Annotated in this window: 18 protein-coding genes and 1 pseudogene; 13 read left to right on the top strand and 6 right to left on the bottom strand. The window is 38.5% G+C overall.

What is annotated here, in order from left to right:
• The first annotated feature begins 122 nt into the window (after positions 1–122).
• From gatC to gatB, 3 genes are read left to right on the top strand one after another with little or no spacing between them, the layout of a single operon-like run.
• Positions 123–413, top strand: coding sequence for an Asp-tRNA(Asn)/Glu-tRNA(Gln) amidotransferase subunit GatC (gatC, locus tag AWT60_RS10900; RefSeq protein ID WP_024424549.1), 291 nt, complete (start codon positions 123–125; stop codon positions 411–413).
• Positions 414–427: 14 nt separating this feature from the next.
• A complete protein-coding gene (gene gatA / locus AWT60_RS10895) occupies positions 428–1,885 on the top strand; it encodes an Asp-tRNA(Asn)/Glu-tRNA(Gln) amidotransferase subunit GatA (RefSeq protein WP_218677249.1) in 1,458 nt (485 codons plus the stop codon).
• 13 nt (positions 1,886–1,898) lie between these two features.
• Positions 1,899–3,329: an Asp-tRNA(Asn)/Glu-tRNA(Gln) amidotransferase subunit GatB gene (gatB, locus tag AWT60_RS10890; RefSeq protein ID WP_218677248.1), complete on the top strand. Its 1,431-nt coding sequence runs from the start codon at positions 1,899–1,901 to the stop codon at positions 3,327–3,329.
• Between the two features lie 179 nt (positions 3,330–3,508).
• Here the strand turns inward: gatB and AWT60_RS10885 are convergent, their stop codons facing one another.
• Positions 3,509–4,354 carry a TetR/AcrR family transcriptional regulator gene (locus AWT60_RS10885; RefSeq protein WP_218677247.1) on the bottom strand — a complete coding sequence of 282 codons (846 nt, stop codon included), beginning with the start codon at positions 4,352–4,354 and terminating at the stop codon, positions 3,509–3,511.
• Positions 4,355–4,485: 131 nt separating this feature from the next.
• Here AWT60_RS10885 and AWT60_RS10880 point away from each other — a divergent pair, with 131 nt between their 5' ends.
• Positions 4,486–7,710 carry an efflux RND transporter permease subunit gene (locus AWT60_RS10880; protein ID WP_218677246.1) on the top strand — a complete coding sequence of 1,075 codons (3,225 nt, stop codon included), beginning with the start codon at positions 4,486–4,488 and terminating at the stop codon, positions 7,708–7,710.
• Positions 7,711–7,741: 31 nt separating this feature from the next.
• Here AWT60_RS10880 and AWT60_RS10875 read toward each other — a convergent pair whose 3' ends face one another.
• Positions 7,742–8,695, bottom strand: coding sequence for a nucleoside hydrolase (locus AWT60_RS10875; protein ID WP_076841116.1), 954 nt, complete (start codon positions 8,693–8,695; stop codon positions 7,742–7,744).
• 182 nt (positions 8,696–8,877) lie between these two features.
• On the opposite strand from AWT60_RS10875, the gene AWT60_RS10870 reads away from it, so the two are divergent.
• The 3 genes from AWT60_RS10870 to AWT60_RS10860 all read left to right on the top strand — a co-directional run bounded on the left by AWT60_RS10870 (position 8,878) and on the right by AWT60_RS10860 (position 15,862).
• Positions 8,878–9,786 (top strand): diacylglycerol kinase, encoded by a 909-nt coding sequence (locus AWT60_RS10870; protein ID WP_024424554.1) that lies wholly within the window; start codon positions 8,878–8,880, stop codon positions 9,784–9,786.
• Between the two features lie 61 nt (positions 9,787–9,847).
• A complete protein-coding gene (gene rlmD, locus AWT60_RS10865; RefSeq protein WP_218677245.1) occupies positions 9,848–11,233 on the top strand; it encodes a 23S rRNA (uracil(1939)-C(5))-methyltransferase RlmD in 1,386 nt (461 codons plus the stop codon).
• A gap of 243 nt (positions 11,234–11,476) precedes the next feature.
• On the top strand, positions 11,477–15,862 hold the full coding sequence (locus tag AWT60_RS10860) for an NACHT domain-containing protein (RefSeq protein ID WP_218677244.1): 4,386 nt from the start codon (positions 11,477–11,479) through the stop codon (positions 15,860–15,862).
• Positions 15,863–16,016: 154 nt separating this feature from the next.
• Here AWT60_RS10860 and AWT60_RS10855 read toward each other — a convergent pair whose 3' ends face one another.
• Entirely contained in the window at positions 16,017–16,574 is a 558-nt protein-coding gene (locus AWT60_RS10855) for a hypothetical protein (RefSeq protein ID WP_218677243.1), read from the bottom strand.
• Positions 16,575–16,629: 55 nt separating this feature from the next.
• Positions 16,630–17,112, bottom strand: coding sequence for a hypothetical protein (locus tag AWT60_RS10850; protein WP_070326800.1), 483 nt, complete (start codon positions 17,110–17,112; stop codon positions 16,630–16,632).
• Positions 17,113–17,463: 351 nt separating this feature from the next.
• Here AWT60_RS10850 and AWT60_RS10845 point away from each other — a divergent pair, with 351 nt between their 5' ends.
• The 3 genes and pseudogenes from AWT60_RS10845 to AWT60_RS10835 all read left to right on the top strand — a co-directional run.
• Complete coding sequence (locus AWT60_RS10845; protein WP_256928470.1) at positions 17,464–18,600, top strand: Rap family tetratricopeptide repeat protein; 1,137 nt, start codon at positions 17,464–17,466, stop codon at positions 18,598–18,600.
• A 404-nt stretch (positions 18,601–19,004) separates the two neighbouring features.
• Positions 19,005–19,979 (top strand): tRNA dihydrouridine synthase, encoded by a 975-nt coding sequence (locus AWT60_RS10840; RefSeq protein ID WP_041108655.1) that lies wholly within the window; start codon positions 19,005–19,007, stop codon positions 19,977–19,979.
• 107 nt (positions 19,980–20,086) lie between these two features.
• Positions 20,087–20,536 (top strand): annotated as a pseudogene (locus tag AWT60_RS10835) (SMI1/KNR4 family protein); the annotation flags it as partial.
• A 145-nt stretch (positions 20,537–20,681) separates the two neighbouring features.
• Here AWT60_RS10835 and AWT60_RS10830 read toward each other — a convergent pair.
• Complete coding sequence (locus tag AWT60_RS10830; protein ID WP_202739329.1) at positions 20,682–21,446, bottom strand: MurR/RpiR family transcriptional regulator; 765 nt, start codon at positions 21,444–21,446, stop codon at positions 20,682–20,684.
• Between the two features lie 148 nt (positions 21,447–21,594).
• On the opposite strand from AWT60_RS10830, the gene AWT60_RS10825 reads away from it, so the two are divergent.
• The gene (locus AWT60_RS10825) at positions 21,595–23,184 is read left to right on the top strand and encodes an alpha-glucoside-specific PTS transporter subunit IIBC (RefSeq protein ID WP_218677241.1); all 1,590 of its coding nucleotides are present in this window, start codon (positions 21,595–21,597) and stop codon (positions 23,182–23,184) included.
• 17 nt (positions 23,185–23,201) lie between these two features.
• Complete coding sequence (locus AWT60_RS10820; RefSeq protein WP_306299199.1) at positions 23,202–24,527, top strand: 6-phospho-alpha-glucosidase; 1,326 nt, start codon at positions 23,202–23,204, stop codon at positions 24,525–24,527.
• 114 nt (positions 24,528–24,641) lie between these two features.
• On the opposite strand, the gene AWT60_RS10815 is transcribed toward AWT60_RS10820, so the two are convergent.
• On the bottom strand, positions 24,642–25,013 hold the full coding sequence (locus AWT60_RS10815; RefSeq protein ID WP_039177014.1) for a hypothetical protein: 372 nt from the start codon (positions 25,011–25,013) through the stop codon (positions 24,642–24,644).
• Positions 25,014–25,197: 184 nt separating this feature from the next.
• Here AWT60_RS10815 and AWT60_RS10810 point away from each other — a divergent pair, with 184 nt between their 5' ends.
• Positions 25,198–25,635 (top strand): Rrf2 family transcriptional regulator, encoded by a 438-nt coding sequence (locus AWT60_RS10810; RefSeq protein ID WP_087976396.1) that lies wholly within the window; start codon positions 25,198–25,200, stop codon positions 25,633–25,635.
• The last annotated feature ends 61 nt before the right edge of the window (positions 25,636–25,696 follow it).

Raw genomic sequence — 25,696 nt, 5'->3', positions numbered from 1 at the left:
AGAATGGCTACCTTCTGAAGCCTGCGTAAAGTTGCTTTAGAACAGTAAAATTTGATATGATAAAGTGTATATGACTTATGATCATGACCACGAGTACGCATCATTTTTGGAGGTGAACCTGCATGTCAAGAATTTCAATAGAAGAAGTCAAGCACGTTGCCCATTTAGCAAGGCTTGCGATTACAGAAGAAGAAGCTGAGATGTTTACAGAACAGCTTGATAGCATCATTTCATTTGCAGAGCAGTTAAACGAGGTAGATACGGAAAACGTTGAACCTACTACACACGTATTAAAAATGAAAAACGTCATGAGAGAAGATGTTCCGAATAAAGGTCTTTCCATTGAGGCAGTCGTCAAAAACGCGCCTGATCATAAAGACGGCTATATTCGTGTGCCATCAATTTTGGACTAAAGGAGGCCCGAGACATGTCACTGTTTGATCACAAAATTTCTGAATTAAAAGAGCTTTTACATAAAAAGGAACTGGCTGTTTCTGATTTAGTGGACGAGTCTTATAAACGAATCAATGAAGTAGACGGAAAAGTACAAGCATTCCTTGCACTGGACGAAGAGAAAGCACGTGCGTATGCAAAGGAATTGGACGAGGCAGTTGGTGAAAAGGACGAGCTTGGCCTATTGTTCGGTATGCCAATTGGTGTGAAAGATAACATTGTTACAAAGGATTTGCGTACAACAGCTTCAAGTAAAATCCTGCAAAACTTTGATCCTATTTATGATGCAACCGTTGTGAACCGCCTAAGAGACGCAGAAGCAGTCACAATCGGTAAATTAAATATGGACGAATTTGCTATGGGATCTTCTACGGAGAACTCAGGCTTCAAAGCGACGAAAAACCCATGGAATTTAAATACCGTTCCAGGCGGATCAAGCGGTGGATCAGCAGCTTCTGTTGCAGCAGGTGAAGTACCATTCTCACTTGGATCAGATACAGGCGGTTCTATTCGTCAGCCGGCATCTTTCTGCGGGGTTGTCGGTCTTAAGCCGACATATGGCCGTGTATCCAGATACGGATTAATCGCATTTGCTTCATCATTAGACCAAATTGGTCCGATTACACGTAATGTAGAAGACAACGCATATGTTCTTCAAGCCATTGCAGGTGTCGATCAAATGGACGCAACAAGTGCAAATGTCGATGTCCCAGATTTTCTTTCTTCATTAACTGGCGACATCAAAGGCTTGAAAATTGCTGTGCCGAAAGAATACCTTGGCGAAGGCGTTGGCGAGGAAGCAAAAGAATCTGTTCTTCAAGCGTTAAAAGTATTAGAAGGACTTGGTGCTTCGTGGGAAGAAGTGTCTCTTCCGCATTCTAAATATGCGCTTGCGACTTACTACTTACTGTCTTCTTCAGAAGCATCTGCGAACCTTGCTCGTTTTGACGGCATTCGCTATGGCTACCGTACAGATAATGCAGACAACCTGATTGATTTATACAAAAATACTCGTTCTGAAGGCTTCGGAGACGAAGTGAAGCGCCGCATCATGCTTGGTACATTCGCGCTAAGCTCAGGATATTATGATGCGTACTATAAAAAAGCACAAAAAGTCCGTACATTGATCAAAAAAGACTTTGAAGATGTTTTCGAAAAGTATGATGTCATTGTAGGACCAACAACACCAACTCCTGCATTTAAGATTGGTGAAAAGACAAGCGACCCGCTGACCATGTATGCAAACGATATTTTAACGATCCCTGTTAACCTTGCAGGCGTTCCAGGAATCAGTGTACCTTGTGGATTTGCAAATGGGCTTCCGTTAGGACTGCAAATCATCGGCAAGCACTTTGACGAAGGAACAGTGTACCGCGTGGCTCACGCTTTTGAGCAAGCAACAGATCATCATAAAGCAAAACCTGAACTGTAAGGGGTGAATTAGAATGAACTTTGAAACGGTAATTGGACTTGAAGTCCACGTAGAGCTAAAAACACAATCGAAAATTTTCTCAAGCTCGCCGACACCTTTTGGTGCAGCTGCCAACACGCAAACAAGTGTCATCGACCTTGGCTATCCTGGCGTACTGCCTGTACTGAACAAAGAAGCGGTGAACTTTGCGATGAAAGCGGCCATGGCGCTGAACTGTGAAATCGCAACAGATACAAAATTTGACCGTAAAAACTATTTCTATCCTGATAACCCAAAGGCGTATCAAATTTCTCAATTTGATAAACCGATCGGTGAAAACGGCTGGATTGAAATTGAAGTAGAAGGCAAAACAAAACGAATCGGTATTACGCGTCTCCATTTGGAAGAGGATGCAGGGAAACTGACGCACACAGGTGACGGTTACTCACTCGTCGATTTCAACCGTCAAGGCACGCCGCTTGTTGAAATCGTATCTGAGCCAGACATTCGTACTCCAGAAGAAGCGTATGCCTACTTAGAAAAATTAAAATCCATTATTCAATATACAGGCGTTTCTGACTGTAAGATGGAAGAAGGCTCACTTCGCTGTGATGCCAATATTTCTCTTCGCCCAATCGGCCGTGAAGAGTTTGGTACAAAGACAGAGCTCAAAAACTTAAACTCATTCGCTTTCGTACAAAAAGGCCTTGAATTCGAAGAAAAGCGTCAAGAGCAAGTATTGCTTTCTGGCGGCTTGATCGAACAGGAAACCCGTCGTTATGACGAAGCGTCTAAAAAGACGATCCTGATGCGTGTCAAAGAGGGCTCTGATGATTACCGCTACTTCCCAGAACCGGATTTGGTGGAGCTGTACATTGATGACGAGTGGAAAGAACGCGTAAGAGCATCGATCCCAGAGCTTCCAGACGAGCGCCGCAAACGCTATATTGATGAGCTTGGACTCCCTGCATACGATGCAATGGTACTCACGCTGACGAAAGAAATGTCTGATTTCTTTGAAGCGACCATTTCAGAAGGTGCAGAAGCGAAGCAAGCTTCAAACTGGCTCATGGGTGAAGTATCTGCTTACTTAAACTCTGCTCAAAAAGAGCTGGACGATACAAAGCTAACGCCGCAAGGGCTGGCTGGTATGATCAAGCTTATTGAAAAAGGAACGATTTCCTCTAAGATTGCGAAAAAGGTATTCAAAGAGCTCATTGAAAATGGGGGAGATGCAGAAACAATCGTCAATGAAAAAGGACTTGTCCAAATTTCTGACGAAGGTGCGCTGCTTAAACTTGTTACAGAAGCACTTGATAACAACCCGCAATCCATTGAAGACTTTAAAAATGGTAAAGACCGCGCGATTGGTTTCTTAGTCGGACAAATCATGAAAGCATCGAAGGGCCAAGCTAACCCGCCGATGGTGAACAAGATTCTCCTTGAAGAAATCAAAAAACGTTAAATAGCAAAAAACCGCCTGATGAAATAGGCGGTTTTTTTGCTTGAAATGACAGGGTCTTATCATAGATTCAGACCACCGCCGTATATCAATTTAGAGAATCTTTTCTTATAATGAAGCATAAGCGAAAGTGCACATTCGAAGGGGAAAAGGTGAGCTAAATCGAAAAACAGCACGTCATGTTACTGAAGAAATAGCTTCAATTGCTCCACTGCTCTTAGAACAGCAGGTTCCTCACACTTTTCTAAATTCGTCAGCATCCCTTGGATGACTGGCTTACGAGGTTCAGCTTTTGCCAGCTCTTCTTCAATCACTTCAATGGATACAACGGTATCATCTGAAAGCAGATGATCAAGCTTTAACGAACGAAGCTCCTCCTGAAGGGAAGCAGCACTCGGCGCTTCATCATCCCAAATGGCTTGCTTCAAAATCGGCTTCGTCTGAGAACGAAGCAAGCCTTGGACCAGATCATCAAACCGTTCGAGTATAAAGGATGAGAGCTCATTAAATGATAATTGCATTTGATCCTGTAAAAGCAGAACCTGCACATACGATTGAATAATTCCTTGAATCATGACTGACAGGTCAGTTATATAGGGTTCGATCTCCTGTCCATAAGTCGTCAAGATGGAAATTTGAATTTCATCGTTCATTTGCTTTTTCACAGTTTTTGAATACTTTTTAATCTGCTGGTTTTCCGGAATAATGTTCTCGCTGAGGATCAGAATGATAAAATCCTTGTTCTCAGCAAAATGCTGAAACTGTTCAGCGATTTGTTTCTGAAAGATCTCTCTCGGCGCGAGATGCTGATTCTCTTTTCGAATCATTTCGATAGTTTGCATCGAAGTGTCGATATAATATTCAAACGCTCGGTTGAAAAGCTGTTCTTTTGATTTGAAATGTAAATAAAATGCGCCTTTTGATATTCCGCATTCATCTGCAATTTCCTGAATGGTCGTAGAAGAAAAACCCTTTTTCGCAAACAATTGGATGCTTGCTTTAATGATTTTTTCTTTTTTTTCGTTCATGAAATAAGGCCCCTTCAGCTTTAGAATGTTACGTCAAACGCAAGTGAAATGGTTGACGGCATTGTATATCACCGTTTATTATGATATAGAATGACCAGTCAGTCAATACATAAAGGAAAATGGAGGATATAATGAATTCGATCATCAATTTTGTGTTAAAGAATAAGTTCGCTGTATGGCTCATGACGATTATCGTAACAGTTGCTGGTCTATATGCCGGATTGAATATGAAACAAGAATCAATCCCGAATATCAACACGCCAGTCATTACGGTTTCTACAACGTACCCTGGCGCAACGCCGGACGAAGTATCAGATAAGGTGACAGATCCAATTGAAAAGTCGATTCAAAACCTCAATGGGGTCAGCGTAGTCACTTCTAATTCTTTTGAAAATGCATCATCCATTCAAATCGAGTACGATTACAACAAAGACATGGATGAAGCAAAAAAGGAAATTGAAGATGCGATTAGCAATATCGATTTCCCTGAAAATGCAGAAAAACCTAAAATCGCACGCTTTAGTATTAATGCGATTCCAATCCTAGCCCTTAGTGTCTCTGGTGATAAAGAATCATTACAAGACCTTACACAAAAAGTAGAAAATGATCTCGTTCCTTCACTTCAAGGATTAGACGGTGTCTCTTCTGTCGAAACTTCAGGACAGCAAATCAAAGAAGTAGAATTTTCGTTTAAACAAAAGAAATTAAAAGAATACGGTCTCGATGAAGATACCGTCCAAAACATGATTAAAGGCTCTGATGTGAATGTACCATTAGGTCTATACACATTTGGCAACAAACAAAAATCAGTTGTCGTGGACGGCAATATTTTAAGCGTCAAAGATTTGAAAAACATGCGCATTCCAGTCACACCAAGTGCAGGCGGCGGTGCGGGAAGCGCTGGAGCTGGAGCACCTTCTAGCGGTTCAGAAAACCCAGGTGCGCAAGGTGCGGAGCAGCAGGCTGGAAGTGCAAGTCAGCAGCAAGCAGCAGCTCAGCAGCCAGCAGGTGGAGGTGCAGCAAGCAGTCAATCTGTAGAGCTGCCGACGATCAAGCTATCTGAGATAGCAGATATTAAAGTCGTAAAAGATGCAGAATCGATCTCTAGAACGAATGGAAAAGACAGTATCGGTCTGCAAATTGTCAAAGGCTCTGATGCCAACACAGTGAGTGTAGCAGAAGAAGTGACAAAAGAGCTTGAGAAATTCAAAAAAGACAACAAAGGCATCAAAGTAAGCACCACATATGATCAAGCAGAGCCGATTAAAGAGTCTGTCAGCACAATGCTGAACAAGGCGATCATCGGAGCAATCTTTGCGATCATTATCATTATGTTGTTCCTGCGAGATATCAAATCAACATTAATTTCGGTCATTTCCATTCCGTTATCTCTGTTGATTGCTGTTTTAATATTAAATCAGCTGGATATCACGTTAAATATTATGACACTTGGTGCCATGACCGTCGCCATCGGGCGTGTTGTCGATGACTCGATAGTGGTCATAGAAAATATCTATCGACGAATGGCGTTAAAGGATGAACCGTTAAAAGGTAAGGCACTCGTCAGAGAAGCCACAAAAGAAATGTTTATCCCAATCATGTCTTCGACGATTGTGACAATTGCAGTATTCTTACCGTTAGCATTAGTAGGTGGAATGATTGGTGAACTATTCATCCCATTTGCCCTAACAATTGTGTTTGCGTTGCTTGCTTCACTGCTTGTCGCTATTACAATTGTTCCAATGATGGCACACAGTCTATTTAAAAAGAATCTCTACGGCACAGCGAAAAAAGTAAAAGAGCATAAACCAAGCAAACTTGCTGGCGGTTATAGACGTGTACTTAATTGGACACTCAACCATAAATGGATCACATCAGGAATTGCCATTCTTATGCTTGTCGGAAGCTTATTCTTAGCACCACTTGTCGGTGTCAGCTTCTTACCACAGGAAGCAGAGAAAACGGCCATGGTAACATATACACCTGAACCTGGACAAACGAGAGAGCAAGCAATTGATGAAACGAAAAAAGCTGAAGAATATTTGATGAAACGTGACCATGTCAATACAGTTCAGTATTCACTAGGCTCTTCAAATGCCATGACCGCAAGTGTTGGCGGTAACTCTAACGGTGCATTATTCTTCGTACAATATGATGATGACACGCCAAACTTTGATAAAGAAAAAGACCGGGTGGTCAAAGCCCTTCAAGACAAAGCGTCTAAAGGGGAATGGAAATCACAAAACTTCTCATCTGCTGGTGCAAATAATACCGTGACATACTATGTGTACGGGGACAAAGCAAGTGATATTGAAGGCACAGTAAAAGATGTTGAGAACATCTTAAAAGATGAGAAAAACCTGAAAAATGTCAGCACAAGCTTATCTGAGAAATACGATGAATATACGTTTAATGCAGATCAAGAAAAACTAGCGAAACTAGGTCTAACTGCTTCACAAATCGCTCAAGCAATTGCACCTCAAAATAGTGAAACAACACTGACGAAAGTCACAGAGGACGGCAAAGAACTTGATGTGAAGCTTCAAACGGAAAAAGATGAATATAAGAGCAAAAAAGATTTAGAAAATAAAAAGATCACCACACCAACAGGGCAAGAAGTCCGAATTGGTGATGTCGTCAAAGTAAAAGATGGTACGACTGCAAATACGGTGACAAAACGTGATGGAAAAATCTACGCAGAAGTGTCTGGTGACATGACAACAGACGACGTCTCAAGTGTAACGCAGGATGTTCAGAAGAAAGTCGACAAGCTTGATCTAAAATCTGGCGTAACGATTGACACAGGCGGCGTAAGTGCGGATATTGAGGAATCCTTTACACAGCTGGGCCTTGCAATGCTTGCAGCGATTGCCATTGTGTATCTCGTTCTCGTCATCACATTTGGCGGAGGTCTTGCACCATTTGCGATTCTTTTCTCCCTGCCATTTACGATTATTGGCGCACTGCTTGGATTGTTTATAGCAAAAGAAACCATCAGCTTAAATGCCATGATTGGATTGCTCATGCTGATCGGTATCGTTGTAACTAATGCCATTGTCTTGATTGACCGAGTGATTCATAAAGAACAAGAAGGTCTCTCAACAAGAGAAGCGTTACTTGAAGCAGGTACAACAAGATTACGTCCAATCTTAATGACGGCACTTGCGACAATTGGTGCACTGCTACCACTCGCATTAGGATTTGAAGGCGGAAGCCAGATCGTATCAAAAGGACTTGGTGTTACCGTAATTGGCGGCTTAACAAGTTCTACACTTCTCACATTGGTTATCGTTCCAATCGTGTATGAAATGTTAAGCAAGTTTAGACGTAAGAAAAAGTACGCAGAAGAAGAGTAAGAGGAAGCCCCGCCAATGAGCGGGGCTTTTTTTATGTTGAAATCTGACAAACAGCTTTTCTCATAAGCTCTTCAAATGCGTGGAAAAAGGCATCACGATCGACATGGTCAATCACTTGAATTGATTTTCCATCTGGATGCTCTTCAGTGCGACCTTGTCTAGGCGTTTCGGTATAAACGATTGCGTTCACTTCTTTTGAACGGGTAAATGATGTAGAAGCAAGAGTAATCGTTGTTAGCACGTCCCATAAGTAGTAAGTCGAGTTCGTTTCATGATGAATGAGCGGGGGACAAAAGGCGTAGCACTGTCCGATAAAATCTATTCCAATATAAGAACGAAGAGAAGCCCAGCGCTGACGTACATCAAGTGTAAGCGGGACTTGATTTGTACTTTCAAGCGCGACCATTTCAATAGGAAACGGTTCCTGAAAGACAGTGCTGACAGCATAAGGGTCCCAAAAGGCATTCCATTCTGCTGTCCCATCATGCTCGGGCTCTTCAACATTGCCTTTTTCAAGGAACGTTCCACCCATCCACACCAATTTTTCAATTCTATTAGAGATCGAAGGATCTTCTTCTAAAGCGCGTGCAAGATCTGTGAGCGGACCAGTAAAGAGCAGGGTGACAGGTTCTTTTGCCTTCTTAACCGTTTCAATCAGGTGAAGGTGTGCTGGCAGCTTGGACACTTTTGTATCAACAGTGCCTTTTTCATTTAAAATTGGCAGAGCATCTACATAAAAAGCATGCATACGCCACTCCTTCGGAAATGGATTGACGCCTCTAGAAGTTGAAGCAGCAACTTCAATTTCATAAGGACTGAAGCGATCAATGATTTTTTGAGATGCACTGAGAGCAGGCTCTAAATAACAATCAGCAGGAATCACAGACATTCCAATGACTTTCACATGTTCCATTTGAAGGAGAAGAAATAAAGAGACGAGATCATCAACACCGCCGTCATGATTAAAATAGACAGGCTTTTTCATCGCATATCATCCTTTACAGTGTTTACTTTTATCTTATCAGAATGCTTTCTTGCTGAGAGAGATTGGCTAGGAGATTTCACATAATTAGGTGGTTGTTTTGTTGCCATTTTCAAATCTCATAGTATAATTAAAGGTTGTTAGTGGTGAAAATAGATTGCATAATGAATATAGGATGATGATGAATGAAACGTGCTCGAATTATATACAATCCGACATCTGGGCGTGAACTCTTCAAGAAGAATTTACCGCAGGTTTTGCAAAAATTTGAACAAGCTGGCTATGAAACTTCTTGTCATGCGACGACATGTGCAGGAGATGCCACGCAAGCAGCAGAAAAAGCCGCACAGAGAGATTTTGATTTAATTGTAGCAGCAGGTGGAGACGGCACGATCAATGAAGTCGTCAACGGACTAGCACCGCTTGAAAAAAGACCAAAACTAGGAATTATTCCAGTTGGAACGACAAATGATTTCGCAAGAGCACTTGGAATTCCACGAGAAGGTGTTTTGAAAGCGACAGATGCCATTATTGAGGGTGTAGCAAAGCCGCTTGATATCGGTAAAGTCAATGGCCATTATTTTATTAATATTGCTGGCGGCGGCCGGTTAACAGAGCTCACCTATGAGGTGCCTAGTAAGCTGAAGACCATGCTTGGACAGCTTGCTTATTATTTAAAAGGCATGGAGATGCTTCCTTCTATCCGCCCAACAGAAGTCGAAATTGAATATGACGGCAAATTGTTTCATGGAGAAATCATGCTGTTTCTTGTTTCACTCACAAACTCAGTAGGCGGCTTTGAAAAACTAGCGCCAGATTCCATTTTAGATGATGGGATGTTTGACCTGATCATTCTAAAGAAGGTCAATCTAGCAGAAGCCATTCGAGTGGTCAGCCTTGCACTCAGAGGCGAGCATATTCATGATAACAATGTCATCTACGCCAAAGCGAATCGCGTGAAAGTAGATGTAAAAGATAAAATGCAATTAAATTTAGATGGTGAATACGGCGGCATGCTGCCGGGTGAATTTGAAAACCTTTATCGCCATATTGAATTTATTGTGCCAAAAGCAACAGCTGAAAAAATAGGGTGAAGACTGAACTTGGTTCCTTATGGCGGCCAAGTTTTTCTTTGCAAATGAGGTGATAAAATTGGTGAAAATGAAACCGCCTGTTGAAAAGAATGAATACTACAATGTAACCTTCGAAGACTTGACGCATGAAGGTGCAGGTGTAGCAAAAATTGAAGGATTCCCTGTCTTTGTACCGAATGCCCTTCCTGACGAACAAGGGAAAATCAAAGTCACACGAGTCAAAAAAGGATTTGCTTTTGGACGACTCATGGAGCTGACAAAGGAAAGTCAGCACAGGCAAGATGCGCCATGTCCCATTTACAAGCAGTGCGGCGGCTGTCAAATTCAGCATATGAGCTATGAAGGCCAGCTGCTATTTAAACAGAAACAAGTAAAGGACGTTTTAGAGCGGATCGGCAAGCTTGATATGAGCCGTGTAAAAGTTCATCCTGTACTCGGCATGGAAGACCCTTGGAATTACCGAAATAAAGCACAAGTTCCAGTTGGCGAACGAGAAGGCGGACTTGTTGCAGGGTTTTATCAGCAGCGTACCCATGAAATCATTGATATGGAAAAATGTTTGATTCAGCAGTCAGAAAACGACGAAGTGGTACAGGCAGTAAAAGACATATGCAATGCGTTTGGCATCAAAGCATATAACGAAGAGCGGCACAAAGGCTGGCTGCGTCATGTGATGGTTCGCTACGGTATTGCAACAGGTGAAATGATGGTTGTGTTTGTGACTAGAACGGCTGACTTTCCGCAAAAGCAGCAGGTGATTGAGCAGATTATAGCACGCTTCCCACACGTTCGGTCAATTGTACAAAACGTGAATTCAAAGAAAACAAATGTCATTTTCGGAGACGAAACAACCGTTTTATGGGGCGAAGAATACATTTATGACACGATTGGCGACATCAAATTTGCCATTTCAGCCCGATCATTTTATCAAGTGAATCCAACCCAAACAAAGGTGCTTTATGACAAAGCGCTTGAATATGCAGAGCTGCAAGGAGAAGAAACCGTTATCGATGCCTACTGCGGAATCGGTACGATTTCCTTATTTCTCGCACAAAAAGCAGGCAGAGTATATGGCGTAGAAATTGTGCCAGAAGCAATTGAAGACGCAAAACGCAACGCTGCCTTAAACGGAATCAATAATGTTGAATTTGCAGTCGGCGAAGCAGAATCCGTCATCCCAAACTGGTACAAAGAAGGCATCAAAGCAGACACCCTCGTCGTCGATCCGCCAAGAAAAGGCTGTGACGAAGCACTGCTTGACACCATTTTAAAGATGAAACCAAACCGAGTTGTTTACGTGTCCTGTAATCCCGGGACGCTTGCCCGTGATTTGCGTATTCTTGAAGATGGTGGGTATGTGACAGAGGAAGTGCAGCCTGTGGATATGTTTCCACATACCTCACATGTGGAATGTGTGGCGCAACTTATTTTAAAAGAAGGCAACTAACCCGTATGGGTGTTGTCTTCTTTTTTTATAGTAGGGGGATTAACAAAGTTTTAGTTGAAGAGCCCTCAAACTCTTTGTCGGTAACTGCTGGTACTTAATCAGACAATTCACAGAAAATTTATTTTAACTTTTTGATATAATAGAAATATGAATAAAATGTAAAATTGGTAATTAAAAGGATGATGAGAAGGTTTGTTATTGGAATATAAGAAAAATCATGTCGTCGATTAGGGGGGAGTAATAGTGAGCATTTTAGCATATATAGCAGGAACTTTGATAGCACCAAATTTTGCGGGTTATCTTTTGTCAAAAGGTTTAACAAATCGAGGTGAAAAGAGATTAATTAAAGACATAGAAGATACAGTTAATGAATTTAATCGTAAGTTTGATAATACTGAGGTTGATAGTAACTATTTTATAGAGTTTCTTCAACAGAGCAAGACTGTTGAGACAATAATACAAAGAGTATTTTATGCATATAACACTACAAAGGAAGATTACCAAGATATATTTAAGAAACTAGCACAAGAAGCGGTCGAATTTGTCAATATTAAAAAAGATGAATTTAAGCATACACCTATTAAGAAACCGAGTGATTTTGAAGAGTACTTCTCTGAGTTATTTGAAATACTAGTAAATTTTCGAGAATCGCTATTAGATATTAAAGACAAGGCAATTGTATCAATGGTAGATGAGTCAATTGGTAAATCAGAAGGGGAAATTATCAGAACAATTGAGGAGCTAAGGGCCGATTATTTGTTAGGAAGGAATAAAGACCTTTCGTCTAATGAACAAATCAAGCCTAGGCTAGAGGAGTTGAATCGCGAATATAAATCAACTTTTATTCCGTTGGACAATAGTCTTATAAAGAGAAAAGAATTTTCTTTATGTAGAGAAGCATTAGATTCAGAGAAATCTTTAATAATACATGGAAAGGCTGGAAGAGGGAAAAGTGGATGTACAGAAGATGTTATCAATTATTGTGAAGAAAATGAGATACCATATTTGGCAATTAAATTAGATAAACGAGTTCCCAGTATGACTGCCGAGAAGTGGGGAGAAGATTTAGGATTACCTGCATCAATCACTCATTGTATTCACAGTGTTTCTAAAAATGAAAATGCAGTAATTATTTTGGATCAGTTGGATGCCCTACGCTGGACTCTGGCTCATTCTAGAGATGCTTTATTAGTATGCTCTCAGATTATTAATCAAGTAGAGACATTGAATAATGATAGAAAAAACAAGATATCTGTTGTTTTTGTGTGTCGAACTCATGATTTGGAAAACGATAATAATATTAGAGCATTATTTAAAAAAAATGATTCAAAAGAGGACGTTATTCAATGGGATAGGGTTCAGGTTAATGAGTTGGACGAGGAATTAGTTGAGGGTATTGTTGGAAAGCGTTATGAGCAACTAACAAGTAAACTGAAAGAGATACTAAGAATTCCAAGCAATTTATATATTTGGAAACAGCTAGACCCTGGCAAAGTATATGCAGAATGTTCTACCGCAAGCCATTTGATATCAGAATGGTGGGGACAGCTCTCAGAAAAATGTTTTGAGTTTGGATTGAGAGAAGACAATCTAAATCAGATTAAAGATAAGATGGTAACTTTTTTAGAAAAGTCTAGTAGAATATTTATTCCTTTAAGTATATTAAACGAAAATAAATCAACCTTAGAATTCTTATCTTCAAATGCTTTCTTAATAATTCAAGATAGAAAAGTTTCATTCGCTCATCAGTCTATATTAGACTGTTTTTTAGCAGATAAGATGCTTCATAGATATTATGATGGTGAAGATATCGTAGATATTATTGGGGCTAAAGATAAACAAACACCTGGTAAAAGATATCAAGTGCAAATGTTTATGCAAAATTTATTTGAAATAGATAGCCATGATTTTATTACTGTTGGACAAAAAATGTTTGAAGCAAAACAAATCAGGTATTTTGTCAAATTTGTTTTCTTCGAGGTGTTAAACCAGATAGATAATATAGATGAAAATATACAAAATTTTATTGTGAATAACTGCGAAAATGAAATATACAGTAATCATATTATTAATAACGTTATATTTTCTAAGACCAATTATATTAAGTTGCTTAGGCAAAATGGTGTTTTAGAGAAATGGTTTAACACCCCATCTAAGAAAGATTTGGTTATCAATTTGTTCGTAAGTATAAGCCCGAATTTTGAGGCTGATGATATTATGTTCATTGAAAAATATGCATTTAATTCTCAGGAAGACGATAATAAATTTTCTAAATGTTTTTTTCACGATATAAATGATGATACGGATGAGTTATTTGAATTAAGACTGAAATTTTATCAACGTTATCCGTCAATGGCTGATGACTATCTCGATTTTAAGGCGATGCTCAAAAATGATGAAATAAGAACAATACGGCTAGTGTCTTTTTTGTTGGAAAATAAAATTAAAAGCAAGGGGGAACAAATTTATACTTACGAAGATGAAATACTGTATGATGACTCTAAAATTTTAAAAAATAATGGAGAAGAGGTTCTTAATTTATTATTACCATTCGTTCCAATAGAAGAAGACACAAGCTTTATTTATAGTGAGTGGTCTGGATATTATATTCATAAAAGAGGGCTAGAAAGGGCTGCTATCCAAATTATAAAAAAAGCGAATGCAGCAATAATTTCTCAACAACCAAAAAAATTCTTTGATCGCTATAAAGAATTCATGGGAAAAGGTAATGATTTATTTAATGAAATTATATTGGATGGATTATTCAGAGTGTCAGAAAGTTATAGCGATGTTGTAATTAATTATTTATGCAGTGATTTCAACAGTAACATATTCGATAATACAAGTGGCAATGGTGATAAATTATTTTTTGCCAAACAAATATTAAAAAAGCATGCGAGATACTGCAGTGAAGCTATTTTTAGTGTATTGGAAAACCGAATTCTAAGTTATCTATCTCCACAAGCTAAAGATGTATATCGAAGAAGAATTGATTATAATAAAGAAAAAAATGGTTATACAGTTTATTGGAGTTTTTGGGGTGATTTCCAAAAAGAAATTCTAGAAATTCTTCCCTATAATCGTTTAAGTATTCAAGCAAAGGATTTGCTACGTATTTTAAGACGTAAATTCCCTAAAGGGTCAACTTTATATAAATATTCGGATGGGCACAGCGGATGGATAAGCTCACCCGTGGCGGGGAAAAAATTAAATAACAAAAAGTGGATAGAGATTTTAACTAATAAAAAACTTATTCAAAAAGATTCTTCCAGATGGATAGAGGTTCCAGAAGGTTTTATTAGTTCTTCTATTGAAGAATTTGCAAGTAGTTTTAGTAAAGCTGTTTCCGAGGAACCTGAAAGAATGATAAATCTAGTTCTTTTAAATAAAGAGAAAGTTCTGGAATCATACGTAGATTCCTTATTTAGTGGCGTTGCATCTAGTAAGGCATTGAGTAATGTGCCGGTAGAGTTATTGGAAAAAATGATTTTGACCTATCCATATGATTATACCTCATATCGGGCGAATGACATTTGCTCAATCATTAGAGACAGGAAAAACGTAAAATGGTCTCAAGGGATTTTAGACATTCTAAAGGATATTGCGATCAACCACAAAAATCCAGAATTAAGAGAATCGAATATAACTAATAATGAGGATAAAGAAATGCGTAGCTTTAGTAAGCTACAAAGTAATGCATTAAACTGTGTAAGAGGTAACTCAGCTCAAGCTATAGCTGAGTTATTATGGAATGAAAGAACTTTGTTTAAACAGTTTAAAGATACAATTGAAAAGCTGGCATTGGATGAAAATCCGGCAGTTAAATTTGCTAGTTTACTCGCATTATGGCCTTCATATAACATTGAAAGGGATTGGGCATCAGAATTAATTTTACTTCAATATGAACAAGATTATAGGCTAGCGGGCTTCTTTGGTACGAAAAAAATGCTCTTTTTACTATATCCGAAGTATCGCGAACGAGTATTAGAAGTTATTAAAAAATGCTACAAATCTGAAGATGAAAAATTAGTTGAAATGGGTGGACATTGTCTTTCAGAGATGTTTATTCTAAAAAAAGAATTTACACAAGTAATGAATAATGTGGATAAAATGAGTGAAGTACAAGCAAAAGCAATTCTCCATATGACAACTAATTATTTCAATAAAGATGAATTTAATTCATCCGCAAAAAATATAATGCTTAAATTTAAGGCAAGTAAATTAGATTTGGAGATTCCGATTTCAAGATTATTTTATGATGATCTTATTGATTTAAAGAGAGATAAGGATTTTATGATTGAAATAATGAATTCTAGTTTAAACCGTAGAATAGTACATGCATTTGTTCGTTATCTTGAAGAAAAATCAAAATCAATAGTTGATTACAAAGATATTATATTTTCAATGAGTCACCACTTACTTGGAAACGAAGTTGGTAAGTTTGAAGAGATTTGGGGGATAGAAGATGAAATTTCTAAATTAATCATTGGATTATATGACGAAACCTCTAACTCAACTATTCCTGAGATAAAAGCTATTGCAAATGAATGTCTTAATATATGGGATTTGATGTTCGAAAATCAATTTGGTCAAATTAGGTCCTTGAGTCAAAAACTAATGGAAAGGTAAGACGTTGTTGCATAACTATTATGAGCATCATTTTACACCTTTAGACCTTTTAAGTAACTATCAGATATCTCGTGTAATCTATATTCGCATCTTTATGTTAACTGGATAAATTTAAAATTCTATATATAAATAACCCCCTTGTCTAGATAGGGGGTTATTCTTCTATATATTGATTTTTTTGATCCAGCGCAGTGGATATGATATCAAGACCAATGTATAAAAAGCTAACAAAGAAAGATAAAATTAATACACCATTCCCCCATATAGAAACTTCAATTATCTTTAAATTTAGTACATATTTAATCGTGAAGTAAATAAGAGCCCACGAAGCAAAAAATTCTAAAATATAAGTTATCCATTTTGGGACCTTCAACAAAAAAATGATTCCTTTCCCTATAAATAAAACTATAAATGACCAAAAAATTACGATGATGCTAACTAACAAAGAAAAAGTCACCAAAGAGAAAAATGAATCATAAGTTATGTATTCGCCGAAAAGGAAATTTACTCCCAATGATACTAGGTAAAGCATGAAAGTCGGAATAGCAATAACGAAACCAAGGGAAAAACATATTAGTAAAATAAGAAGAACGGCAGCAATAGCACCTGGGGGTTCATCTACAACATTTTTTTTCCTTAAAAAAGTATAAAATATGATAGAAACTAAAAGAAGTATTAAAAAAGTCAATGAAATCACATAAGAAAAAGACAATATATACCCTCCATAAAAAAGCGCTATTAGAAAACTAATAGCACTTATTGTTTATTTAAATAAGAGTAATGATGAATTTTGCCAAAGTTTTAGCAACATCTTTAGGTGCACCCATTTTAATAAAAGCTGTTACAAACTGTTTTTCTGTCCACTTTTCCCCTTTATCCATTACCTTTGCGATTTTAGCAGATTTCTTTCTGATCCAAGCAGCAGCCTTTGGATTAAAGGGTTTCAATGCTTTTGATAGTAACCATCCACCAGAACGTAAAGCACCTCGGAATGCTTTATATGACCATGAAACAGCACCTTGAGTAGAAACTTCCCCGTTTGTGGCTGTTTGAGTTGTTAAAGCATTTGACTGAATAGGGCTAGTGCTGTTATTTGTTGCGGCTTGTTGTAAAGATGTTTTATATACCTTCGTATGTACTGGTGCTATTGATTTAGTTGGCTCCGCTGCAAACGCAGTAGTCGCACCAAGACCGGAAGTTAATAAAGTTGCGCTTAATAGTACAGGAACAAACTTCTTTCTAAAAGTCATAGTAATTTCGCCTCCGAAAATTTAATGAAGAGGCTGTTTATAGTGCTAAAAAAATCTTGTTGTTCAAGCCTCAATTATAAAATACATCTTGAGAAAAAACAGTGGCATATGTCTTAAATTCTTATAGGACTTTTATATAAGATAATCACTCCTTTCTTGAGTTACGTAAAAATTGTAACAACAACCAAATTAAGGATAAATAGTATTTTAATAATGTATTTTCACAACGTTATACATTTGTGTCTCTATATAATTGTATTTTATTTTATGGAAAAATTGCGGTTTCTTTTCGGTGTGGAAATATTTCGAAAATGATAATATATGTCATTATAGGGAATAGCAAGAAAGGGGATGGTAGGAGTGGAGAAAATTCTTTCTTCTCAAGTTGGTATATTGATAAATGATTGGTATAGATTTATAAGGACATTTAGCGTGCCGGATGCAGAGATTTTAAAAGAACAGGTTGAAAGAGAAATAGAGAACATGGAAGAGGATCAAGATTTACTGCTATATTATCAATTAATGGAGTTTAGGCATCGACTCATGCTTGAAAGTCTTGTGCCTATTGAAATGAATCAACAACGCCCCACTTTACCCGATTTACTCAGAGAAATAGAGAACAAACAGCCCCACGTCAAAGGAACGCTTGACTACTATTCAAACTTCTTTAGAGGTATGCACGAATTCCACCAAAAAAATTATGTTGCTGCTATAAATTTTTACAAGGCTGCTGAAGAACATTTAAAGAATGTTCCCGATGATATAGAAAGAGCCGAATTTCATTACAAACTAGCTGATGCATATTATCGCATTGATCAACATTTCGTATCGTTAAACCATTTGGAAAAAGCAAAAGAAATGTATTCAACAAGCGAGTTTTACAAAGCAAAAGTAGTCGGTTGTAATATCAAATTTGGAGCGAATATGTACGACTTATACCGCTTAGATGAGGCGGAATCTTATTATAGGGAAGCCTTGAGCTTGGCTCAAGAGCTTAATGAGGAAACAGCCCAACGGATTATTGGTGTAATACATCATAATTTAGGTTTAGTGAAAAAAAGAGCCGGAGAAATTGAAACCGCAGAAAATGAATTTCTAAATTCAATTCAAATAAAAGAACATGTCGAAACGATCTCGGGAATTAGAACACTTTATATGTTGTCCTGGGTATTCTACGAACAAGATAAAAAAGATAGAGGAAACCAATATTTCACCATTGGCTTAAATAGAGCTAATTTTGCAGACGATCAAGAATATATAGCTAAATTAAAAATCATTTATGCGCTTTTTGAAGAATATAATGAATCGGAGGTAAATGAAAGCCTCAGTTATTTAGAAAGCAAAAGTTTGTGGCAAGATGTAGCGGAGTTATCAGAAAAACTCGCAGATTATCATTATCAAAAAGGGAATTTTGAATTGAATAGAGAATATCTAAAAAAGACCATTAAAGCACAACAACAAATACTAAAAATGGCGGAGGCGTTATGATGAAAAAGTTATTTATCAGTTTAACAATTTTTTCTGTGTTATTCGCTGCCGGTTGGTCACTTGATAAAATCATTACTTCTAACACTTATCATGTAACAGAAAAGGCAATTACAATTTAAAAAGCCCCTGCATAGGGCTTTTTTATTTGAATATCATTTCATTAGTTTGCCGGATGCTGTTCCTGCTGGCCGTCGCGTGACACGTTTCCCAGAAGTAGCTTTTGAACGGCGTTTACGTCTCCTCAAATTTTTGATATTTTATAAAGTGCTGATAGTATTTTGTTCATTTTATACTCCTTTTGCGTTGAATCCTTACAAAAGTATATAATGATAAAAATTGCTGAAAGACTTTATAGAAGGACATGCCCTTTAAGGCGCTATGTCATGAGAGGAATTGGATGAAAGATGAGTAAAAATTTCTGGCGTGATTTACCGCGGCCATTTTTTATATTAGCACCAATGGAAGAAGTGACAGATGTTGTGTTTCGTCATGTCGTGAGTGAGGCGGCGAGACCGGATGTGTTTTTTACAGAGTTTACGAACAGTGAGAGCTATTGCCATCCTGATGGCATTCAAAGTGTGAAGGGGCGTTTAACGTTTACAGAGGATGAGCAGCCGATTGTTGCTCATATTTGGGGAGACAAGCCTGAGAACTTTAGACAAATGAGCATTGGAATGGCGGAAATGGGATTTCAGGGGCTTGATATTAATATGGGCTGTCCTGTTCCAAATGTCACGCAAAACGGGAAGGGAAGCGGCTTGATTCTTCGTCCAGACGTTGCCGCAGAGCTGATTCAAGCAGCAAAAGCTGGGGGATTACCTGTCAGCGTCAAAACAAGACTAGGTTTTACTGAAGTCGATGAATGGCGCGGGTGGCTTAGACACATTTTGGAGCAAGATATTGTGAATTTATCGATTCACCTTCGCACAAGAAAGGAAATGAGCCAGGTGGATGCTCATTGGGAGCTCATTCCTGAGATTAAAAAACTTCGTGATGAAGTAGCACCTGATACGCTTTTAACAATCAATGGTGATATTCCAGATCGTCAAACAGGCTTAAAACTTGCTGAACAGTATGGAGTGGACGGCGTGATGATTGGGCGCGGGATTTTCCATAACCCATTTGCTTTTGAAAAAGAGCCGAAGGAGCATACAAGTGATGAACTGCTCGGTCTTTTAAGATTACATCTTGATCTCCATGATCAATACTCATCACTAGGTTTGCGTCCATTCAAGGCACTGCACCGTTTCTTTAAGATTTATGTAAAAGGATTCAGAGGAGCGAGTTTCTTGAGAAATCAATTAATGAACACATCATCAACAGATGAAGTGCGTGCCATGCTGGATGAGTTTGAAGCGAGAAATCAAGAACAATCATGACCAACAAGAGGAGGGGGAACCCTTCTCTTTTTTTATTGAATAGGACTATTAAACTAGTTCACTTAAATGGTAAAATGAGATAGAAATAACAATTGGAGGTATTTTATTTGAAACCATTTTGGGATAAAGATAGAGAAAGCGAAGAAACATTTAAGAAAATCAATGAGAAAGGCATTGCAAAAGCGGAAAAGAAGCTAGGCGTCATCCTGCCTGATACATATAAGCAACTGATCCTCGAACAAAATGGCGGGTATACATTGCATAACGCTTTTCCAACGGACCAGCCGAATGGATGGGCAGAGGATCATGTATCATTTGATCATTTAAGAGGAATTGCCAAAGACGAAGGCATTATGGATAGTGATTATTTAATAGAAGAATGGGAATTGCCTGAGGGACTTGTGCTCATTTGTGGGGATGGTCATACGTGGATTGCATTGGATTATAGAGAAACAAAGGAGCATCCGCCGATTCACTACTTTGATTTAGAAGATGAGACGGATTTTAAATTAGCGGATTCGTTTGATGAACTGATTGCTGGGCATTATACTGCTGAATAACATGAAAAGGAAAAGGCAGCCGCGAGTAGATATATTTCATTAAAACCGTTGTTATATAGTATTTTTTGAGAGAGACAAAAGAGTCTCTCTTTTTTTTTGCGAAGCAACATTGAATCTCTCTCTAAAACTGTATCTGTTATGTTTAAGTCTTATTATTCAATTGGTTCACTTTCCACTCACTAAATTTTCTGACGATAATATCTGCCACAATGTAAAATGGCAGAAAGCTGGAGTTGTCCACTTTGTTATATAAGTGAAACGGGGTGCTGCTTACATAGATATTAAACATGGCATTTTGTGCAAGGAGGTTATTCCTTAATGTGGTCATGCTGATAAATTTGATATGTCTCGTTTTCACCAATTGAATGATTTCATCTAAATTCTTCGATTCACCCGATAAAGAAATGATAAATAAAAGGTCATCCTCACCAAATTCAATGATTCCATCTGTTAAGTCCCGCTTGCTTCGTAATACTTGAGATTTCTTATGCAGTGACCATAGCTGCCGCTGTACATCATTTGCCAAATCAAGCTGTGCAGTTCCTGTCCCATAAATATAAATATACGGTGCACGATCAATCAGTTGATTTAATTGATGAAAGTCCAGCTGCTCCATATACTTCCTTGTCTGCCGGATGTCTTGATCAAGCAGCTGCATTAAATCCTGTGTTGTCTCTTCAGTGGAAGCATTTAATTTCACATAAGACTTTAAGTCACTGTAGCCGTCGAACCCTATTTTCTTAGCAAGCCGATGGATGGATGAGATGGAAGTATGAGCATAACGGGCAAGGTCCTGAATTTTCATTGTCTTCATTTCTTCAAGGTGATCATGGATTGTTTTAATAATGTGCAGGTCATTCTTATTTAAATCTTCGAAGTATTCATTTACCAGCTTGTCCAGTATCATGCGATGTGCCCTCCAACATGAAAATATTTTCTTCCTGTGAAAATATAATCTAATGTTACAACTTGATTTCTAAATACGTCAAACCTATTGGTTTTTGTAAGCGCTCCCTTTACAGTGGTGTTATGGATCAAGCAAAGGGGTTATGCTTATGAATGCAATCAAGCGGTTTGGCAGTGCTATGGTAGTTCCTGTACTTTTATTCGCGTTTTTTGGTATTGTTGTCGGCCTCGCGACTTTATGTAAGAATCCAGCGATTATGGGGGAAATGGCTGCAGAAGGTACGATGTGGTACAAGGTTTGGTCACTGATTGAAAGCGGGGGATGGACGATTTTCAATCATATGGAATTAGCCTTTGTGATTGGATTGCCCATCTCACTTGCAAAAAAAGCGCAAGCACGTGCGACGCTCGCAGCTTTGATGATTTATCTTGTATTTAACAATTATATTCATGCTATTTTGACACTTTGGCCGTCTACTTTTGGTGTTGATTTATCGCAAGGTGTCGAAAATGTAGCGGGAGTAAAAGAAATAGCGGGTATACCTACGCTGGATACAAGTATCATTGGTGCGGTGATGATATCTGGAATCGTCATTTGGATCCATAATCGTTTTTATGATCAAAAGTTGCCTGAAATGCTTGGGATTTTCCAGGGGCTTGTATTTGTTGTCATCATCGGATTCTTTGTGATGATTCCTATTGCTTTTATCGTTGCTTTTGTATGGCCCTATGTTCAGCAGGGGATTCAATCTCTCCAAGGGTTCATGGCACAGTCTGGTTATATTGGTGTCTGGCTGTTTCATTTCTTGGAAAGGGTGTTAATTCCAACAGGACTTCACCATTTTATTTATACACCTTTTGAGTTTGGTCCAGCGGCTGTAAATGGGGGGTTAAAACCATATTGGATTGCTCACTTAAATGAATTTGCGACCTCCACTTCCGATTTGAAGGATCTTTATCCATACGGATTTTTATTGCATGGGAATATTAAGATGTTTGGCTGTTTAGGGATAGCTCTAGCCATGTATTTTTCAACACCGAAAGAAAACAGAAAAAAGGTTTTGGCATTGGTATTACCCGCCACATTAACAGCCATATTTGCCGGAATTACAGAACCGCTTGAATTTACATTCCTATTCCTCGCGCCTTATTTATTTGTGATACATGCACTTCTTGGGGCGACCATGGTGACAATCATGAATATGTTTGGTGTTGTGGGGATGATGGGTTCCGGGCTTATTGAGATAGCTGCATTGAACTGGGTTCCGCTCTCTTCAAATCATGGAGGGATTTATCTGATCCAAGCGGTGATTGGACTTCTTTTTACAGCATTGTATTTTGTCATATTTAGATGGCTGATTGTGAAATTTGATATTCCATTACCAGGACGAAAACATGAGGAGGAGACGAGGCTATATACAAAACAGGATTATGAGAATGCTCATAAAAAAGGTCATGACAAAAAGGAAGCGCCCGTTTATGCGTCTGAGTATGAAGAGAAAGCCGTTTATTTCTTAGAAGGCCTTGGCGGTAAAGAAAACATTAAAGATGTGACAAACTGTGCCACGCGTCTGCGTATTACAGTGATTGACCCTAGCTTGGTGAAAGATAGGGAATACTTTACAAAAAATAAACTGGCACACGGCATGGCGAAGAGTGGTCAAAGCATTCAAATCATTGTTGGCTTAAGTGTACCGCAAGTAAGAGAGTCCTTTGAGACAAACCTTTCATTAGATTGAAAAAGGAGCTGGATATGATGAAAAAATTTAATATTACCATCGCTGGAGGCGGAAGTACATTTACACCAGGGATCATTTTGATGCTATTAGACTATTTAGAGGAGTTCCCAATTCATACAATTAAACTCTATGATAATGATGAAGCTAGACAAAAGACGATTGCAGATGCATGTGAGATTATGTTAAAAGAACGAGCACCAGAAGTGCGATTACTGGCAAGCACGGACCCAGAAGAAGCCTTTACTCAAGTCGATTTTGTGATGGCACATATTCGTGTCGGGAAATATGCAATGCGTGAATTAGATGAGAAAATTCCATTGAAGCATGGAGTCGTCGGACAGGAAACTTGCGGTCCAGGCGGAATAGCTTACGGAATGCGGTCCATCCCAGGTGTATTAGAACTTGTCGATTATATGGAAAAATACTCACCTGAAGCTTGGATGTTAAACTATTCGAACCCTGCAGCGATAGTAGCAGAGGCAACACGTAAGCTAAGACCGAATTCCAAGATTTTAAACATATGCGATATGCCAATTGGCATCGAAGAATTAATTGCAAAGAATTTAGGCTTATCTTCGCGGAAAGAACTAGAAGTCGATTACTATGGTTTAAATCATTTTGGCTGGTGGACAGATATTCGAGATAAATCAGGAAATAGCTTAATGCCTGAGGTGATTAAGCATGTAAGCCAGCATGGTTATGCAACAGATGGAACATCTGAGCTAGAACAGCAGAAGAGCTGGAACAGCACATTAAAAAAGGCCAAAGATATTCAAGCACTTGATCCAAAAACAGTACCGAATACGTATTTGAAATACTATCTATTTCCAGATGAAGAAGTGGCACATTCAAATATCGAGTTCACGCGTGCCAATGAAGTGATGGAGGGGCGGGAAGCTTTTGTTTTTAGTGAATGTCAGGCCATCATTGATAAAGGAACGGCAAAGGAAACAAAGCTGACCATTGATGAGCACGCTTCCTATATCGTTGATTTGGCAAGAGCTATTGCTTTTAATAAAAAGGAACGGATGCTGATGATTGTAGAGAACAATGGCGCCATTAGGAACTTTGATCCAACAGCTATGGTTGAAATTCCTTGTATCGTTGGCAGCAATGGTCCAGAAAAATTAGTAGTTGGAGAAATTCCTAGATTTCAAAAAAGTCTCATGGAGCAGCAAGTTGGCGTAGAAAAATTAGTAGTAGAAGCATTTGAAGAAGGGTCCTATCAAAAACTATGGCAGGCTATCACATTATCGAAAACGGTGCCGAGTGCTAAAGTAGCAAAAGATATTTTAGACGACTTAATTGTGGCAAATCAAGCATTTTGGCCAGAGTTAACATAACACGAGAATAAGCAATATGGGCGTGACAGCGCTCATATTGCTTATTAGTTTTTTCAACCGATGTATTGTAATGGAGACAAAAAGCCCCCTTACCAAAAGGGGGCCGCCATTTCCTTACTCTGCACTCTCCTCAACCTCACGGCTATCCTCTGTTTCACCAATATAAATAGGGCCGTTTGCGTGGTCGATTCGGATTGGCCATTCGTATGGAATTTGAAGACGTCTAGCAATGGCTCTCCAGAATTTTGTGGAATCCAATTCGAATTCTTGGAAGTCTTTTAATAAGTCTTTGTAAGACGAGCCATCAAATTGAATGTACATATCTTGAAGGCGCATGAACGCGACATGTCTCACTTCAAGTGCTGCTGCGGCTTCCATTTCTTCTTCTGTTGCTTCACCGATGATTGTACCTGCGGGCGGAAGCATGTCGTATACGTTAAATTCCTCTTCTTCTTCGTGTGCTGCATTGTGCTGTTGATCTGACATTTTTCTTCACTCCTTCTCGTTCTCAATCAAAACTTTATTTCGTGCTTACTTCTATTATCGGAAGGAAATGTGAAATGTGGAATGAAAAGTGGAGCAGATTCACAACTCTTGCTTTTTTCTCTTGAATCATCTATGATCAATTACAGATATAAAAGGTCTATAATAGATAGAAAGGAGTTTCCTCATGAAATATTCTAAAGCGACCAACTATGCGCTGCATACGATGGTGTTTTTAACTCTTGCGCCAAAGGGTAAAGCGATTGGCGTTGAGCCTCTTGCTAAGATGCAAGACCTTTCACCAACCTATTTATCTAAAATTTTAACAAAGCTTGTGAAGGCGGGATTGATTGAATCAACACCTGGTGCAAAGGGAGGTTATACCCTTATCAAACGAAAGGAAGACATTTCGTTTTTAGATGTCATTCAGGCTGTAGAAGGACAAACGAATTTATTTCGCTGCTCCTTAGAGCATGACTCCTTCATGCCTCATGATGGCTGTTTGATTGAACAGGTCATGCAGGATGTGGAAACGAAAATGCAGGAGACATTAAGTCAAAAACGGTTAATTGATATTGCGAACCAACTTGAGCAAACAGAAAAAAATCCATTTTTCAACATGTGATTTTTTTGAACTAATTATGGATATTAAGAGTCTTTAAAATCTTGAATAGAAAAGGAGAGAT

The organism is Bacillus sp. F2HM (genome assembly GCF_019266135.1).
Taxonomy (GTDB): domain Bacteria; phylum Bacillota; class Bacilli; order Bacillales; family Bacillaceae; genus Bacillus; species Bacillus safensis.
This window is presented reverse-complemented; position numbering and strand designations above follow the sequence as displayed.

Excerpts from the sequence above, each read along its gene's own strand:
- gatC (WP_024424549.1), top strand. The coding sequence starts at position 123 with ATGTCAAGAATTTCAATAGAAGAAGTCAAGCACGTTGCCCATTTAGCA.
- gatA (WP_218677249.1), top strand. The coding sequence starts at position 428 with ATGTCACTGTTTGATCACAAAATTTCTGAATTAAAAGAGCTTTTACAT.
- gatB (WP_218677248.1), top strand. The coding sequence starts at position 1,899 with ATGAACTTTGAAACGGTAATTGGACTTGAAGTCCACGTAGAGCTAAAA.
- AWT60_RS10885 (WP_218677247.1), bottom strand. The coding sequence starts at position 4,354 with ATGAACGAAAAAAAAGAAAAAATCATTAAAGCAAGCATCCAATTGTTT.
- AWT60_RS10880 (WP_218677246.1), top strand. The coding sequence starts at position 4,486 with ATGAATTCGATCATCAATTTTGTGTTAAAGAATAAGTTCGCTGTATGG.
- AWT60_RS10875 (WP_076841116.1), bottom strand. The coding sequence starts at position 8,695 with ATGAAAAAGCCTGTCTATTTTAATCATGACGGCGGTGTTGATGATCTC.
- AWT60_RS10870 (WP_024424554.1), top strand. The coding sequence starts at position 8,878 with ATGAAACGTGCTCGAATTATATACAATCCGACATCTGGGCGTGAACTC.
- AWT60_RS10850 (WP_070326800.1), bottom strand. The coding sequence starts at position 17,112 with ATGACTTTTAGAAAGAAGTTTGTTCCTGTACTATTAAGCGCAACTTTA.
- AWT60_RS10845 (WP_256928470.1), top strand. The coding sequence starts at position 17,464 with ATGGTAGGAGTGGAGAAAATTCTTTCTTCTCAAGTTGGTATATTGATA.
- AWT60_RS10840 (WP_041108655.1), top strand. The coding sequence starts at position 19,005 with ATGAGTAAAAATTTCTGGCGTGATTTACCGCGGCCATTTTTTATATTA.
- AWT60_RS10830 (WP_202739329.1), bottom strand. The coding sequence starts at position 21,446 with ATGATACTGGACAAGCTGGTAAATGAATACTTCGAAGATTTAAATAAG.
- AWT60_RS10825 (WP_218677241.1), top strand. The coding sequence starts at position 21,595 with ATGAATGCAATCAAGCGGTTTGGCAGTGCTATGGTAGTTCCTGTACTT.
- AWT60_RS10820 (WP_306299199.1), top strand. The coding sequence starts at position 23,202 with ATGAAAAAATTTAATATTACCATCGCTGGAGGCGGAAGTACATTTACA.
- AWT60_RS10815 (WP_039177014.1), bottom strand. The coding sequence starts at position 25,013 with ATGTCAGATCAACAGCACAATGCAGCACACGAAGAAGAAGAGGAATTT.
- AWT60_RS10810 (WP_087976396.1), top strand. The coding sequence starts at position 25,198 with ATGAAATATTCTAAAGCGACCAACTATGCGCTGCATACGATGGTGTTT.